Origin of the sequence: Pseudarthrobacter sp. AL07 (assembly GCF_029960665.1) — a bacterium.
GTDB lineage: Bacteria > Actinomycetota > Actinomycetes > Actinomycetales > Micrococcaceae > Arthrobacter.
In genome coordinates this window covers 21,111-36,076 of the sequence record NZ_JASBRB010000008.1, presented here as the reverse complement: position 1 = coordinate 36,076, position 14,966 = coordinate 21,111, and the positions used below count along the sequence as shown (strand labels likewise).

General features: G+C 66.7%; 18 protein-coding genes and 1 riboswitch. Of the genes, 17 read left to right on the top strand and 1 reads right to left on the bottom strand.

What is annotated here, in order from left to right; all coding sequences use genetic code 11:
* The first annotated feature begins 98 nt into the window (after window positions 1-98).
* The 12 genes from def to hisF all read left to right on the top strand — a co-directional run bounded on the left by def (window position 99) and on the right by hisF (window position 10,120).
* Window positions 99-677 carry a peptide deformylase gene (gene def / locus QK290_RS09305; RefSeq protein WP_282330392.1) on the top strand — a complete coding sequence of 193 codons (579 nt, stop codon included), beginning with the start codon at window positions 99-101 and terminating at the stop codon, window positions 675-677.
* Window positions 674-1,594: a methionyl-tRNA formyltransferase gene (gene fmt, locus QK290_RS09300; RefSeq protein ID WP_282330391.1), complete on the top strand. Its 921-nt coding sequence runs from the start codon at window positions 674-676 to the stop codon at window positions 1,592-1,594. The genes def and fmt overlap by 4 nt, the downstream gene beginning before the upstream one ends.
* Entirely contained in the window at window positions 1,591-3,168 is a 1,578-nt protein-coding gene (locus QK290_RS09295; RefSeq protein WP_282330390.1) for a transcription antitermination factor NusB, read from the top strand. Before fmt ends, QK290_RS09295 begins: the two co-directional genes overlap by 4 nt.
* Window positions 3,169-3,186: 18 nt before the next feature.
* Window positions 3,187-3,867, top strand: coding sequence for a ribulose-phosphate 3-epimerase (gene rpe / locus QK290_RS09290; RefSeq protein ID WP_282330456.1), 681 nt, complete (start codon window positions 3,187-3,189; stop codon window positions 3,865-3,867).
* Between the two features lie 40 nt (window positions 3,868-3,907).
* Window positions 3,908-4,061, top strand: a riboswitch (FMN riboswitch).
* Between the two features lie 174 nt (window positions 4,062-4,235).
* On the top strand, window positions 4,236-5,354 hold the full coding sequence (ribD, locus tag QK290_RS09285) for a bifunctional diaminohydroxyphosphoribosylaminopyrimidine deaminase/5-amino-6-(5-phosphoribosylamino)uracil reductase RibD (RefSeq protein WP_282330389.1): 1,119 nt from the start codon (window positions 4,236-4,238) through the stop codon (window positions 5,352-5,354).
* Window positions 5,354-5,989, top strand: coding sequence for a riboflavin synthase (locus QK290_RS09280; RefSeq protein ID WP_282330388.1), 636 nt, complete (start codon window positions 5,354-5,356; stop codon window positions 5,987-5,989). Before ribD ends, QK290_RS09280 begins: the two co-directional genes overlap by 1 nt.
* Entirely contained in the window at window positions 5,986-6,702 is a 717-nt protein-coding gene (gene ribB, locus QK290_RS09275; protein ID WP_282330387.1) for a 3,4-dihydroxy-2-butanone-4-phosphate synthase, read from the top strand. Before QK290_RS09280 ends, ribB begins: the two co-directional genes overlap by 4 nt.
* 10 nt (window positions 6,703-6,712) lie before the next feature.
* Window positions 6,713-7,444, top strand: a complete 732-nt coding sequence (gene ribA, locus QK290_RS09270) for a GTP cyclohydrolase II (protein WP_282330386.1) — start codon at window positions 6,713-6,715, stop codon at window positions 7,442-7,444.
* A gap of 17 nt (window positions 7,445-7,461) precedes the next feature.
* Entirely contained in the window at window positions 7,462-7,947 is a 486-nt protein-coding gene (gene ribH / locus QK290_RS09265) for a 6,7-dimethyl-8-ribityllumazine synthase (protein ID WP_160670188.1), read from the top strand.
* A 113-nt stretch (window positions 7,948-8,060) separates the two neighbouring features.
* Window positions 8,061-8,324, top strand: coding sequence for a phosphoribosyl-ATP diphosphatase (locus QK290_RS09260; protein ID WP_056345618.1), 264 nt, complete (start codon window positions 8,061-8,063; stop codon window positions 8,322-8,324).
* A gap of 100 nt (window positions 8,325-8,424) precedes the next feature.
* Complete coding sequence (gene hisG, locus QK290_RS09255; protein ID WP_104061999.1) at window positions 8,425-9,285, top strand: ATP phosphoribosyltransferase; 861 nt, start codon at window positions 8,425-8,427, stop codon at window positions 9,283-9,285.
* A gap of 58 nt (window positions 9,286-9,343) precedes the next feature.
* Complete coding sequence (gene hisF / locus QK290_RS09250) at window positions 9,344-10,120, top strand: imidazole glycerol phosphate synthase subunit HisF (RefSeq protein ID WP_282330385.1); 777 nt, start codon at window positions 9,344-9,346, stop codon at window positions 10,118-10,120.
* Between the two features lie 102 nt (window positions 10,121-10,222).
* Here the strand turns inward: hisF and QK290_RS09245 are convergent, their stop codons facing one another.
* Window positions 10,223-10,867, bottom strand: a complete 645-nt coding sequence (locus QK290_RS09245; RefSeq protein WP_282330455.1) for a TIGR03085 family metal-binding protein — start codon at window positions 10,865-10,867, stop codon at window positions 10,223-10,225.
* Window positions 10,868-11,002: 135 nt separating this feature from the next.
* Here QK290_RS09245 and hisI point away from each other — a divergent pair, with 135 nt between their 5' ends.
* From hisI to trpC, 5 genes are all read left to right on the top strand, one after another.
* Window positions 11,003-11,410 (top strand): phosphoribosyl-AMP cyclohydrolase, encoded by a 408-nt coding sequence (gene hisI, locus QK290_RS09240; RefSeq protein WP_282330384.1) that lies wholly within the window; start codon window positions 11,003-11,005, stop codon window positions 11,408-11,410.
* Window positions 11,411-11,534: 124 nt separating this feature from the next.
* Window positions 11,535-13,139 (top strand): anthranilate synthase component I, encoded by a 1,605-nt coding sequence (locus tag QK290_RS09235; RefSeq protein WP_282330383.1) that lies wholly within the window; start codon window positions 11,535-11,537, stop codon window positions 13,137-13,139.
* Complete coding sequence (locus tag QK290_RS09230) at window positions 13,136-13,738, top strand: Trp biosynthesis-associated membrane protein (RefSeq protein WP_282330382.1); 603 nt, start codon at window positions 13,136-13,138, stop codon at window positions 13,736-13,738. Before QK290_RS09235 ends, QK290_RS09230 begins: the two co-directional genes overlap by 4 nt.
* 117 nt (window positions 13,739-13,855) lie before the next feature.
* Window positions 13,856-14,143, top strand: a complete 288-nt coding sequence (locus QK290_RS09225) for an HGxxPAAW family protein (RefSeq protein ID WP_104062004.1) — start codon at window positions 13,856-13,858, stop codon at window positions 14,141-14,143.
* Entirely contained in the window at window positions 14,143-14,964 is an 822-nt protein-coding gene (trpC, locus tag QK290_RS09220) for an indole-3-glycerol phosphate synthase TrpC (protein ID WP_282330381.1), read from the top strand. The genes QK290_RS09225 and trpC overlap by 1 nt, the downstream gene beginning before the upstream one ends.
* Window positions 14,965-14,966 lie beyond the last annotated feature (2 nt).

The following is a 14,966-nucleotide window of genomic DNA, read 5'->3' as shown; positions in this document are numbered from 1 at the left end:
GTGTGCCCAGGCCGCCTGTCCCCAGTCCCGCGACTGGTGCCCCTGCACCTAAACTGGATAGGTTCGCCAATAACGCCCACCGTGAGGAAAGACAGCACATGGCCATTCTGAATATCCGCATCATTGGTGATCCCGTGCTCCGCACAGTGGCCGATCCCGTGACGGAATTCGGTCCTGATCTTGCCAAACTGGTTGCGGACATGATGGAAACCATGGAGGACGTTGACGGCGCCGGCCTCGCGGCCCCGCAGATTGGCGTCAGCCAGCGGGTCTTCACCTACCGGATCGACGGCGTGGAGGGCCACATCATCAATCCGGTCCTGGAAAACAGCGAGGACTTCCAGGCGGACCAGGTTGAAGGTTGCCTGTCGATTCCTGGCCTGGCGTTCCCGGTCCGGCGTTTCCGCGCCACCCGCGCCACTGGCGTCGACCTCAACGGGATTCCTGTCGCTGTAGAGGGGGCGGGCATGCTGGCCCGTTGCTTCCAGCACGAGACGGACCACCTGGACGGCATCCTGTTCACCGACAGGCTGGAAGGCGTGGACCGGAAGACGGCGCTGCGCTCCATCCGCAATGCAAACTATGACGCCATCACGGAACGCACGACGACGAAGCGCGCCAAGACGGTCGGGTCCAGTTTCGGTGGTGCCAGCTTCGGCGGCGGCACCACCACATGAGGGTACTCTTTGCCGGCACCCCCGCCGTGGCGGTCCCCTCCCTCGATGCCCTGATTGCGGCCGGCTTTGAAATCGTTGCGGTCCTGACCCGTCCCGACGCACCGATAGGGCGCAAACGGGTGCTGACGCCGTCGCCCGTTGCAGCCCGCGCTGCCGAGCTGGGAATCGAGATCATCCACGCCGCCCGCGTGGACGAGGCCGTAACGGCGAAGATCGAAGCGGCCAAGCCGGACGTGGCTGCCATCGTGGCCTACGGCGGACTGATTCCGCGCGCCGCCCTGGATGTACCCCCGCACGGTTGGATTAACCTGCACTTTTCCCTGCTTCCCGCCTGGCGTGGAGCCGCCCCCGTGCAGCGGGCCGTGATGGCCGGCGACGACGTCACCGGTGCAGTCACCTTCCTGCTGGAGGAAGGATTGGACACCGGCCCGGTCTTCGGAACGCTGACCGAGGGCGTTGGCCCTGAAGACACCGCTGGAGCACTGCTGGAGCGGCTGTCCTACAGCGGGGCTGTGCTCCTTGCCCAGACGCTGTCCGCCGTCGAGGCCGGGAGGGCAGCTGCGCAGCCGCAGGTCGGCGACGTTTCGCTGGCCCCCAAACTGACCATCGATGACGGCCGGCTTGACTGGAAGCAGCCCGCCCTGGCCATCGGCAGGCGCGCCCGCGGCGTAACCCCCGAGCCCGGCGCCTGGACCACCCTGGACGGACAGCGCGTCAAACTCGAACCCGTCCGGCTGCGGCCCGGTGACACTGACCTGCAGCCCGGCGCAGTATTCCTCGACGGGAAAAGCGTCCTGGTGGGCACCGGATCCCACGCCGTGGAGCTGACGAGGATCCAGCCTTCGGGCAAAAAGATGATGGCCGCCGCCGATTGGGCGCGTGGCATGGCAACACTGGAAAGCGTGGTCTTCGAATGAGCGAATCCGGCGGTAATGCAAGCGGCACGGGCGGCAGCGGCAGCGGCGCCCCGGGCGGCGGACGCGGCAACAGCGGACGGGGCAAGGGCGGGCCGCGGGATTCCAGCCAGCGCAACGCCCAGGGCCGCGAACGCAACCGCCCCTCCCAGCGGAGCTTCACCGAAAACGCTCCTGCGCAGCGGACCCGCCGGGCTGACCCCGCGCGGCTGGTGGCTTTTGAAGTCCTGCGCGCGGTAGCCGCCGAGGATGCCTACGCCAACCTGGTGCTCCCGTCCCGCATCCGCCATCACGGCCTGGACAAGCGCGACGCCGGCTTCGCCACCGAGCTTAGCTACGGCGCCCTGCGCGGCCAGGGCACGTACGATGCCATCCTGGCCCGCTGCGTTGACCGGCCGCTGGACCAGCTTGACCCTGCCATTCTCGACGCCCTGCGGATCGGCACCCATCAGCTGCTGGCCATGCGCGTCCCGGCTCACGCCGCCCTGGATCAGACTGTGGGCCTGGCCCGCGCCGTCATCGGCGCCGGACCCTCCGCCCTGATAAACGCAGTATTGCGGAAAGTCACAGCACACACGCTGGAGGAGTGGCTTGAGATCCTCGTCGCCGGTGAAAGCGACGAAACCACCATCGCGTCCCTTCGGTACGCCCACCCCGAATGGATTGTCCGGGCCATGCGCCAGTCGTTGGTGGCCCATGGACGGTCAGCCGCCGAAATCAACGATCTGCTGGAAGCCGATAACGCGGCTCCGGTGGTTAACCTCGTGGCCCTGCCCGGCCTGGGCAGCCTGGATGAAGCTCTGGAGGGCGGGGCAACCCCCGGTGAACTAGTGGAGGGCTCGGCGCTCTCCAGCGGCGGAGACCTGGGCCGCCTCGCGTCCATCCGGGAAGGCAGCACGCGCGTCCAGGATGTCGGCTCCCAACTGGTGGCCCGCGCCATGGCCGCCGTAGATCTTGGTACCGGCAGCGACGGGGCAGGCGAACGCTGGCTCGATCTCTGCGCCGGCCCCGGCGGCAAAGCCGCGCTGCTCGGCGCCCTCGCCCGGCAGCAGGGCGCGACCCTGCTGGCTAACGAGCCCGCACCGCACCGCGCCAAGCTGGTCAGGCAGGCCTTGGCCGCAGTTCCGCACGAGATCTGGCATGTGCGCACCGGCGACGGCCGCGAGGTCGGCACGGAGATGGCGGAGAGCTTTGACCGTGTCCTCGTCGACGCGCCGTGCACCGGGCTCGGCGCCCTGCGCCGCCGCCCCGAGTCGCGCTGGCGGCGCACCCCCAAGGACCTGACGGACCTCGGACCGCTGCAGCGCCAACTGCTCATGTCCGCACTTGCTGCTGTCAAACCCGGCGGCGTCGTGGCCTACGTGACGTGCTCACCGCACCCCGCAGAGACCACCGCCGTCGTCAGTGATGTGCTGCGCAAGCGCGAGGACCTAGAACTGATCGACGCCGGCGCTGTGCTGGACGGCGTCAGCCTGACCGGCCACCTGGACGCCGGGCACGAACACACCGCGCAACTCTGGCCGCACATCCACAGCACCGATGCCATGTTCCTGGCCCTCATCCGGAAGAAAGCCTGACCCGTGAAAGGTTCCGCCATGCCGCAATGCTGCATCAATCCCAGCATCCTGTCCGCCGACTTCGTCAACCTCGAAGCCGAACTGCAGCGCATCAGCAACGCTGACGCCGTGCACGTGGATGTTATGGACAACCACTTTGTCCCCAACCTCACCTTGGGCCTGCCGGTGGTCCAACGGATCCAGGCGGTCAGCCCCGTCCCGCTGGACGCCCACCTGATGATCTCCGACGCCGACCGCTGGGCGCCGGGGTTCGCCGACGCAGGGCTGGCCTCCGTGACCTTCCACGCTGAAGCCTCCATTGCGCCGGTCAAACTGGCCCGCGAACTGAGGGCCCGCGGCTCCAAGGCCGGCATGGCGCTGCGCCCTGCCACGGCTGTGGAACCCTACCTGGACATGCTTGAGGAACTGGACATGCTCCTGATCATGACGGTGGAGCCGGGGTTCGGTGGTCAGGCGTTCCTGGACTTCACCCTGCCCAAGATCCGCAGGGCCCGGGCAGCCATTGACGGCTCCGGAATCAATGTCGCCATCCAGGTGGACGGCGGCATTACCGAGGAAACCATTCTGCGCGCCGCCGAAGCAGGCGCGAACGTGTTCGTCGCGGGTTCGGCTGTTTACGGCGCGGAGGACCCGGCTGCAGCCATCGGACGGCTCCGCGAAGCCGGCAGCATAAAGTTACGTGCGGCGTCCGCGGAATAGTCTGGGCCACCTTGTGGTTATGGCACAATAGCAACACACAATACGTGCTCCGGGGTCGGTGTAAGTCCGAACCGGCGGTGATAGTCCGCGACCCGCGAGCCGGCGTTTTCCCCTTCAGGGAAGGAACCGGCGGACGGTTGAACTGGTGAAATTCCGGTACCGACAGTTAAAGTCTGGATGAGAGAAGCACGTACAGCTGTATCTGCGGCGCCCTTTGGCGCTGCGGTCTTCTGCTGTCGTATACCCCCGGAGCCATCGCGGTTCTAGAGGGAAGGAACGACAACACACATGAACCCCTTGCGATGGCTCTTTGAAGCCAGGATTTCCCATGCTCCGGGAACCGCAGCCGCCCAACTGGTGGCTGCCCCATGACCCGGATCGAAAACGTCACGGCGTTCACCGCCGCCGAAACCGCCGCCATGGACGCGGCGCTCGAAGCAGCCCTGCAGGGTCCGCGCGGGGCGAATCCGCTGGTGGGCGCCGTCGTCATCGATGCTGCCGGTCACCGGCTTGTGACGGGCTACCACCGCGGCGCCGGCACACCCCATGCGGAAGCGGACGCCATCACCCAGGCTGAGGCCGCCGGGCTGGACCTGAGCGGCTGCACAATGGTGATCACGCTGGAACCCTGTGACCACAGCGGCCGCACGGGTCCCTGCACACAGGCGATCGTCCGTGCCGGAATCACGGACGTGGTCTATGCCGTCGACGACCCGCATGACCCTGCGGCGGGCGGCGCGGCCACCCTCCGGAAGGCCGGCGTGCACGTCCGCAGCGGCCTCGCTGCCGGCGAGTCGTTCGAGTTGAACCGTCAGTGGTTTTTGGGAGTGGCCGCACTACGCCCGTTCGTGACCCTGCACATCGCCCAGACGCTGGATGGCCGGATCGCCGCCGAGGACGGCACGAGCCAGTGGATCTCCTCGCCCGAGTCACTCGCTGACAACCACGGGCTCAGGCGGCGGATTGACGCCATCCTCGTGGGGACCCAGACCGTGCTGGTGGACAACCCCCGGCTGTCAGCCCGGGACGAGTCCGGAGCGACATCGGGCAAGCAGCCGCTGCGGGCCGTGATGGGCCTGCGCGACATTCCGGCCGACGCCGCCGTCCACGGTGATGACGGTAACGTGCTCCACCTCGCCACGCGGGATCCCCGGGAGGCGCTCTCGCTCCTTTACGCAGAGGGAGTCCGCCACGTCATGGTGGAAGGCGGCTCACACATCCTCAGTTCATTTCTGGCTGCCGGACTTGTGGACGAACTCATTGTCTACGTTGCCCCCACCCTGCTGGGCTCCGGAACTCCCGCCCTCAACGGACTCGGAATCACCACCCTCGCGGATGCCCGGCACTGGGACTGGGACCCCTCCGACGGCGGCGCGGTCCTGACCCTGGGCCGGGACCTGAGGCTGCACCTCCGACCAGAACCAACCGAAGCTTTTGAACCACAACTATCCCGCGCTGCCGCGGAACCAGCCATGGGAGGCTACTGATGTTTACCGGAATAATTGCCGAGCAGGGACAAGTTCTGTCCGTGGAGCGGGACGGGGATGCCAGCGCAACGCTCCGCCTTCGCGCGCCCGGCACCACCGAAGGGCTCGGGCTGGGCGGCTCCATCGCTGTCAACGGAGTCTGTCTGACGGCCACCGCAATCGACGGCAAAGAATTCAGTGTTGACGTGATGGGCGAAACCCTCGTCCGCAGTACCATCGGCGAACTTGCCACCGGTGACCCGGTGAACCTTGAGCGTTGTGTCCCCGCCGGCGGCCGGCTGGACGGCCACGTCGTCCAGGGCCACGTCGACGGCGTCGGGCAGTTGCTGGAGCGCGAGCCGCTCGGCAACTGGGATCGCCTCCGCTTCGGTGTGCCAGCCAACCTCGCCCGCTATATCGCGGAGAAGGGCTCCATCGCGATCGACGGCGTCTCGCTCACCGTCACGGCCGTCAGCCCGGCCGTGGAGCCGCAGCCCTGGTTCGAAGTGGGGCTGATCCCCACCACGCTGGCGGAGACCGGCCTGGGGGCCAAGAACACCGGCAGCAGGGTCAACCTTGAAGTCGACGTGCTGGCCAAATACACCGAACGGTTACTGGCATTCAGCACCGGCGCAACCACCGGGGGCGAACAATGAACGGCACCGTCCGGCTGGAACCGGCCGCGGACGCCGGCCCGGTGCCTAGCGCAACCTTCGGACTTGACCCTGTGGAAGATGCCATCCGCGCCATGGCCGCCGGCCGGCCCGTGCTGGTGGTGGACAACGAGGACCGCGAAAACGAAGGCGACATCATCTTCGCCGCACAGCATGCCACCCCTGCCCTCATGGGCTGGACCATCCGCTACAGCTCCGGCGTCATTTGCGTCCCCCTGACCGGCGAGCGCGCCGACGCCCTCGCACTGCCGCCAATGGTGGCCGTGAACCAGGACGCGAAGGGCACCGCGTACACCATTTCCTGCGACGCGGCGGTGGGTGTAAGCACCGGAATCTCCGCCACGGACCGGGCCCTCACGGCCCGCGTCCTCGCAGACCCGGGCGCCGGCCCGGCGGCCGTGACCCGGCCCGGGCATATTTTCCCGCTCCGGGCAGTTAACGGTGGAGTGCGTGAACGCCCGGGCCATACCGAAGCGGCCGTGGACCTTTGCCGGCTCGCCGGCTTGGAGCCCGTGGGCGTGATCGCCGAGGTTGTGTACGACGACGGTGAAATGATGCGGCTCGACGGGCTGCGGGGATTCGCTGCTGAACACGGGTGCCCCCTGATCTCGATTGAGGATCTGGTGGCCTACCTTGAAGCAGGAGCCGGGACGCCCGCCGACAGTGACACCGGGCCGGACGCCCGGGCGGAGTAGAGGAGTAATGATGACGGCTTCCGGAGTTTCGGACGACAGCCACCAGAACGGCCACCATCAGGGGGCGGCCGGCAATGGCCGGGCCCACCACCCCGTGAGCGGCGGTCCTATTGTGCAGCTGCCCACGGCCTTTGGCGATTTCATCACCCAAGCGTGGACAGACCTGGTCACGGGCGCCGAGCACCTGGCGGTGAGCTCGCCCAACCCGCCCAACGATGGCGTTGCTCCGCTGGTCAGGCTGCATTCCGAGTGCCTGACCGGCGATGTCTTCGGCTCCTACCGTTGTGACTGCGGCGAACAGCTGGCCTATGCCTTGGAGCTGATCAACGAGTTTGGCGGCACGCTGCTGTACCTGCGCGGGCAGGAAGGCCGGGGGATAGGCCTGGCCAACAAAATCAAGGCCTACGCCCTCCAGGAAGCGGGCTTTGACACCGTGGAGGCCAACGAACAGCTGGGACTGCCGGTGGACGCCCGCTGCTACAAGGCGGCCGCCCAGATCCTGGCCGAGATGGGCCTCCACGAGATCCGGCTCCTGAGCAACAACCCGGACAAAAAGAACAGGCTCGCCAAAGCCGGCGTGAAGGTAGTGGAAATGGTGCCCACGGAGGTGCCGTCCCGTGACCAGAACATCCGCTACCTGCAGACCAAAAAGGACCGCATGGAGCACCGGCTGACGCTGGACACACACATTGTCACGGTGCCAAGCGGCGCCGCCGACGATTTCGACCACGACCAAAACTGAACGGACCAGATTCACGCATGAGCGGACACGGCGCACCAGATATTGACCTCACCACCCTCAACCCTGCGGAAACGTCGCAGCTGCGGTTGGCCATTGTGGCAGCCAGCTGGCACACCCAGATCATGGACGGACTGCTGGACGGTGCCCTGCGCGCCGCCAAAGATGCAGGCATCAGCGAACCCACCGTACTGCGCGTTCCCGGTGCCTTCGAGCTTCCCGTCGCTGCCGCGCGGCTGGCACCGCACTTTGACGCAGTGGTGGCCCTCGGCGTCGTGATCCGTGGCGGTACGCCGCACTTTGAATACGTCTGCCAGGCGGCGACGTCGGGACTGACCGATGTCAGTGTCTCCACCGGCGTGCCGGTGGGATTCGGCGTGCTGACCTGCGATACGGAGCAGCAGGGACTGGACCGTGCCGGCCTGCCGGGCTCCAGCGAGGACAAGGGCCACGAGGCAGTGACGGCGGCCCTGGCCACCGCAGTGCTCCTCAAGCAGTACAAGTAGCAGCCGCTTGTTGGCGGCAAGCTGCCGGACGCGGTGTGTGTTCGCTCACATCGGGCCCGTCATGCAGCGGCCCGAAAGGCGCCCCCGGGCCGGCAGCAAGTAGGCTGTAGGGCGTGAAGAATTTCGAGACGCTGTTCGCTGAACTGAGTGAGAAGGCAGCCACCCGCCCGGCAGGCTCCCGCACCGTCGCTGAATTGGAGTCCGGAGTCCACGGCATTGGCAAGAAAGTCGTGGAGGAAGCAGCCGAAGTCTGGATGGCCGCTGAGTACGAATCCGATGAGGCCACGGCTGAGGAAATCTCGCAGCTGCTCTACCACCTGCAGGTTCTGATGCTCGCTAAAGGACTGACCCTGGAAGACGTCTACAAGCATCTGTAGCCACTGCGGCACCCGGCACCCGGCGGCCGACAGCTGCCTGCCGGTGCCCTGCGTGGCCCGTTTGCCTGATCCATAGACCTCCCAACCAAGAAAGACCCCCATGCTGCGAGTAGCCGTACCCAATAAGGGCTCCCTGTCCGAAGCCGCCTCCGCCATGTTGTCTGAAGCAGGCTACCGCCAGCGCCGTGACACCCGCGAGCTGGTCATGATGGACCCTGACAACGACATTGAGTTCTTCTTCCTCCGCCCGCGCGACATCGCCGTGTACGTTGGACGCGGAACCCTCGACGTTGGCATCACCGGCCGCGACCTGCTGCTTGACGCCGAGGTGGAGGCCGAGGAACTGCTGCCCCTGGGCTTCGCTGCGTCCACATTCCGCTTCGCCGGACCCGTGGGCGATTTCGCCGCCGCTGAAGAGTTGGAAGGCAAGCGCCTCGCCACCAGCTACGACGGGCTGCTCCGCGGCTACCTCGCCGAGCGGGGCATCAACGCAAAGGTGGTCAGGCTTGATGGTGCCGTGGAGTCTTCCGTGCGCCTCGGCGTAGCGGACGCCATCGCCGACGTCGTGGAAACGGGCAACACCCTCAAGGCCGCCGGGATGGAAATCTTCGGCGAGCCGATCCTCAAGTCAGAAGCTGTCCTGATCCGCCGCACCGGCGATGGCGGCGCCGCGAACGGCACCGTCAAGGAGATTGAAGTCCTGATCCGCCGCCTGCAGGGCGTCCTCGTGGCGCGCCAGTACGTGCTGATGGACTACGACATTCGCAAGGAACTCGTGGAACAGGCTGCCGCGCTGACTCCCGGCCTGGAATCGCCCACCGTCTCGCCGCTGCGCGACTCCGACTGGGTGGCTGTCCGGTCCATGGTTCCGAAGAAGGAAACCAACCGGATCATGGATGAGCTCTACGACCTCGGCGCCCGCGCCATCCTGGTCAGCAGCATCCACGCCTGCCGTATCTGAGCGTCCCGGCCGGTTCACCCCGCGCCGCAGAATCCACCCGAGAATTCCAGGAGTCCCCATGGCTGTAGCTGTACGAGTCATCCCCTGCCTCGATGTCGACGCCGGGCGCGTTGTGAAGGGCATCAACTTCGAGGGGCTCCGCGACGCGGGCGACCCGGTGGGGCTGGCCCACCGCTACGACAATGCGGGCGCCGACGAACTGACGTTCCTGGACGTCACGGCGTCCTCCGGGAACCGTGAAACCACCTTCGATGTGGTTCGCCGCACGGCCGAAGAAGTCTTCATCCCCCTGACCGTGGGCGGCGGTGTCCGCGGCGTCGCCGAGGTGGACAAACTCCTGCGTTTCGGCGCGGACAAGGCCTCCATCAACACAGCCGCCGTTGCCCGGCCGGACGTCATCAACGAAATCAGCCGGCACTTCGGTTCGCAGGTGCTGGTCCTGTCAGTGGACGCCCGCCGGACCCGCCCGGGGTCCCGGCCCACGCCGTCGGGGTTTGAAGTGACCACCCACGGTGGACGTACGGGTACCGGGATCGACGCCATCGAGTGGGCCAGGGAGGCCGCAGACCGCGGCATCGGCGAAATCCTACTCAACTCCATCGACGCCGACGGCACCAAGGACGGCTTCGACCTGGAACTGATCCGCATGGTCCGGGCAGCGGTGAAAGTGCCGATCATTGCCTCAGGCGGCGCCGGGGAACCGGCGCACTTCCCGCCTGCCGTTGCCGCAGGAGCGGATGCCGTGCTGGCAGCGTCGATCTTCCACTGGGGACCGGACAACATGATGTCCCAGGTCAAGCAGGCCATCCGCGAAGCGGGCTTCGACGTCCGTTAGTCCCCACCCGTTCCCTGGAGACGTGGGCCCAAGCAACGCGGGGTCACTTCGCGCCCGTAATCCCTTCCGGGATGGGCGCTAAGTGACCCCGCGTTGCTTTAGTTAAAGGCCGACTTCTGCTGACTGCAGCAGGGCGACGGCGTCTGGCTGGCCTTCGAAGGTGACCAAAGCGTGGCGGGTCCGTCCGTGGGCGTGCATCAGCAGTTCGCCCGGCTCACCAACGATCGCCACCGAAACGGGTGCCCGCTTGGCGACGTGCCGCGGCCCGGATGGGCGCACCAGCACAATACCCAGGTCCACGCCGCGGTAAAGAATGGCTGCCCGTTTGATCAACTCATCCCAGAGGGCGTCCGAATAGGCCTCGTCGAGGGCGCGCGGCGCCCAGCGGTCCACGGCCCGGCGGATGTCCTCGGTGTGGACGAAATATTCGATCAGGTTGGAGCTCTCGTCCAATGCCCTGATGTTCATGGGAGAGAGCGCCGGCGGGCCGCCGCGGAAGGTGTTCACCAGACCGGTGTAGTCGGCACCGGTTGTAAGCTTCGCCGCGAGCCTGGCTGTGGCCTTATCAGAAGCCTTGGACAGGCTTTTGATGATGAGGCCCAGGCCCACGGCCGCCTTGCGTTCGCGCAGGTAAAGGTGCGCGGCTAGGTCCCTGGTGCGCCAGCCTCGGCAGAGGGTGGGGGCATCAGGGCCGGCCGCCAGCAGGGTTTCGGCCAGGACTTCTCGGGACGGTTCGACGAAATGCATCACTTGTGAAACTAGCACGAGAGCAGCGAAGTTGGGCATCGGAACCGCCAGCCGGGGGTGCCCTTGTTCATACACTGCTTGCATGCCTGCTTGTGCATATTCGGGGGCCGTTGATCAGGCACTAGACTTGGTCTGATGTCTGAGCAGCCCGCCTCCGCCCCCGTAATTGTCCCGGCCCCCGCCACAAGCCCGCTTCCACCCGCCATCGCGGACGCGCTTAAGCGTGACGGCGCCGGGCTCGTGGCCGCCGTTGTGCAGCAGTTCGATACGAACGAGGTGCTGATGCTGGGCTGGATGGACGACGAAGCACTGCACCGCACCATGACCAGCGGCCGGGTCACGTTCTATTCCCGCTCCCGCCAGGAGTATTGGCGCAAGGGCGACACCTCCGGCCACGTCCAGTGGGTCAAATCCGTTGCCGTGGACTGCGACGGCGATGCCCTCCTGATCCGCGTGGACCAGGTCGGCGCGGCATGCCACACCGGCACCCGGACCTGCTTCGACGGCAGGGACCTGGAAGTCCAGACAGGCGAGGCGCTCTGATCCACGGCCTATGGGCGGATGACCGCCCGGTGGGCACACACTTATTGGCAGCAATGACTGGCGCGGTTCCACACCCGGCGGCAGTCACCAGTCGACACACAAGAACAGGCGGCGAAGCATAGCCATGCAGGACCTTGGAATCATCAGCCCGGGCCTCGAGGAGTTCCGCGAACTCGCCGGCAACAGCCGGGTCATCCCCGTCACGCTCAAAGTGCTGGCGGACGCGGAAACGCCTATCGGCCTCTACCGGAAGCTGGCGCAAGGCCAGCCCGGCACGTTCCTGATGGAGTCCGCGGCGGTGGGCGGCACGTGGTCGCGGTATTCCTTCATCGGCGCGAAGTCCCGGGCAACCCTGACCACCAAGAACGGCCAGGCGCACTGGCTGGGCCAGCCACCTGCGGGCGTGCCCCTGGACGGCAACCCCGTGGACGCCATCCGCGACACCATCGAAGCCCTGCGGACCAACAGGTTTGACGGACTGCCGCCTTTCACTTCCGGACTCGTCGGCTTCCTGGGCTGGGAGACCGTCCGCCATTGGGAACGGCTGACCAGCCCGCCGGAGGATGACCTCCACCTGCCCGAGATGGCGCTGAACCTGGTCACCGACATGGCAGTGCACGACAACCATGACGGCACCGTGCTGCTGATCGCCAACGCCATCAACTTCGATGGCAGCTCCGACCGTGTGGACGAGGCCTGGGAAGATGCCGTAGCACGGGTCAAGGCCCTCCTCACCCGGATCAGCACGCCCGTGGCCCAGCCGGTCTCCGTACTGGAACCCGCCGCCCTGGATTTCGCTGCCAGCGTCGAAGAACGGTGGGACGAACCCTCGTACCTGGCCGCCCTTGACCGCGGCAAGAAAGCCATTGTGGACGGCGAAGTGTTCCAGGTGGTGATTTCACGCCGCTTCGAGATGGAATGCGGGGCCTCGCCGCTTGACGTGTACCGGGTCCTGAGAAACACCAACCCCAGCCCGTACATGTACATCTTCAGCCTCGAGGACGCCGACGGGCGGGAGTACTCGATCGTGGGGTCCTCGCCCGAGGCTCTGGTGACGGTGACCGGTGAGGAAGTAATCACCCACCCGATCGCCGGTTCACGGCCTCGCGGCAAAACCGTGGAGGCAGACAAAGCCCTTGCGGAGGAACTGCTGGCCGACCAGAAGGAACGCGCCGAACACCTGATGCTCGTGGACCTGTCCCGCAACGATCTGTCCAAGGTCTGCGTCGCGGGAACCGTGGACGTCACCCAGTTTATGGAGGTGGAGCGCTTCAGCCACATCATGCACCTGGTCTCCACTGTGGTGGGCAAGCTGTCCCCGGCCGCCAACGCCTACGACGTCCTGAAAGCCACCTTCCCCGCGGGCACCCTGTCCGGTGCCCCGAAACCCAGGGCTCTGCGTCTGCTGGATGAGCTGGAACCGCACCGCCGCGGCATCTACGGCGGGGTGGTGGGGTACCTCGACTTCGCCGGCGACATGGATATGGCCATTGCCATCCGCTCGGCCCTTCTCCGCGAAGGACGCGCCTATGTCCAGGCCGGCGGAGGCATCGTGGCGGACTCGGTGAACCCCACAGAAGCGCTGGAGACCGTGAACAAGGCCGCCGCTCCTCTCCGGGCCGTGCACACCGCCGGATCGCTGCACAACATTGCGGCGGAATCGCTCCCCGCCACCTCTCAGACCAGCGACGCCGGCACCTCCGCCGGTGAAAGCCAGGGCGCCGTATGACGCCGGCCTGGGCCAGGAAATCCACGCTGGTACTGCTGATTGCCTTCCTTGCCCTGGCCGTGTTCGGAGCCACCACCCAGACCTGGATTACTGTCAGCCTGGACGCCAACCAGGTGGGCCAGGCCGCGGGGGACCAGAACACCCTTCCGGTCCAGGGCAGCAAGGCCGCTACCGCGGTGACGGCCCTGGCTGTCGTTGCCCTGGCAGGCGGACTGGCAGCATCCATCGCCGGAAAGTTCGCTCGGTGGGTCATCATCGCCCTCATCGTGTTTGCCTCCGTAGGCATCATCGCCGCGGCCGCCACTGTGCTGGCTGACCCGCTGGGCGCCGCGCAGGGTTCGATCGCCGCTGCCACAGGGGTCACCGGCGGCCACGCGGAAGTGGCTGTTACCGCCTTCCCTGTCCTCGCTGTCGTCGCCGCCACCCTGCTGGCGCTGGCCGCCCTGCTGATCATCCCCGCTGGCCGGCACTGGAAATCGCGGACCAAATATGACGCGGCCACCTATGGGGCGCCCGCCGGCAGCGCGCCAGCCGCCACTGGTCCTGTGGACGAGATCGACAGCTGGGACCGGCTCTCGCGCGGCGACGACCCCACCTGAACCCCGCCCGCAGCCAGAGCCGTGCAGCGCGCTAAAACCTGAGCCCGGTCTGCCGATGGTCAGGTCGCGGCCAAAAAATGGCAGAATGTAAGCAGTATTCATCCCGAGGAGATTCACATGAGCAAAGCACCCGCTTCCGTATCGAAATCAGGCACCCGGACCGTTGCCCCCGGCGTCGTTGACCACAGCCAGGAACTTGGCCACGGCAACAGCCCCGCGGCCTGGACCTGCGTCATCGTTATGCTGGTCGGCGCCCTCATAGCGTCCATCGCCTTTGTCATTGCCAACACCCCCATCTTCATCGCGGGCGCGGCCGTGATGGTCCTCGGCCTCATCCTCGGCTACGTCATGCGCAAGGCCGGCTACGGTGTCGAAGGCAGCAAGCTGAAGAGCTCCGGCCACTGATGGCGACTGTTCTCGATGACATCAATGCCGGTGTCAGGGAGGATATGGAGGCCAGGAAGCGTCTCGTTCCGCTCGCGGAACTGAAGGACATGGCTGCGGCCGCGGCACCCGCCCGGGACGCCTGGTCGGCACTCGGCGGCACCGCGGTGCAGCGGGACCAGCTGAAGGTCATCGCGGAAATCAAGCGGCGCAGCCCGTCCAAGGGTGACCTCGCCACAATTGTGGATCCGGCAGCGCTGGCAGAGCAGTATGCCGACGGCGGCGCAGCAGTGATCAGCGTCCTCACCGAACAGCGGCGCTTCAACGGGTCCCTTGCGGACCTGGACGCCGTGCGTGCCCGCGTGGACATTCCGCTGCTCCGCAAGGACTTCACGCTCGACGAGTACCAGATCTGGGAGGCCCGCGCCCACGGCGCGGACCTGATCCTGCTCATCGTGGCGTCGCTCGCCGACAGCCAACTCCGGGAGTTCAGCGCCCTCAGCCGCGAACTCGGCATGAACGTGCTCGTGGAGACGCACACGAAAGAGGAGATCGAACGTGCAGTGGCGGCTGAGGCGCGCATCATCGGCGTCAACGTGCGCAACCTGAAGACGCTCGACGTCGACCGTTCAGTTTTCGCCTCACTCGCCGGACTGATTCCGGCCGAAGCGCTGGTCATCGCCGAATCCGGTGTGCGCGGCGTGGACGACGTGACGCACTACGCCGCCAACGGCGCCAACGCCATCCTGGTGGGCGAGGCCCTGGTCAGCGACTCAACGCCGCGTGACCGGATCGCCGAATTCACGGCGGCCGGCGCTGCCGCCATCGCCGCCCGGGCCTAGTC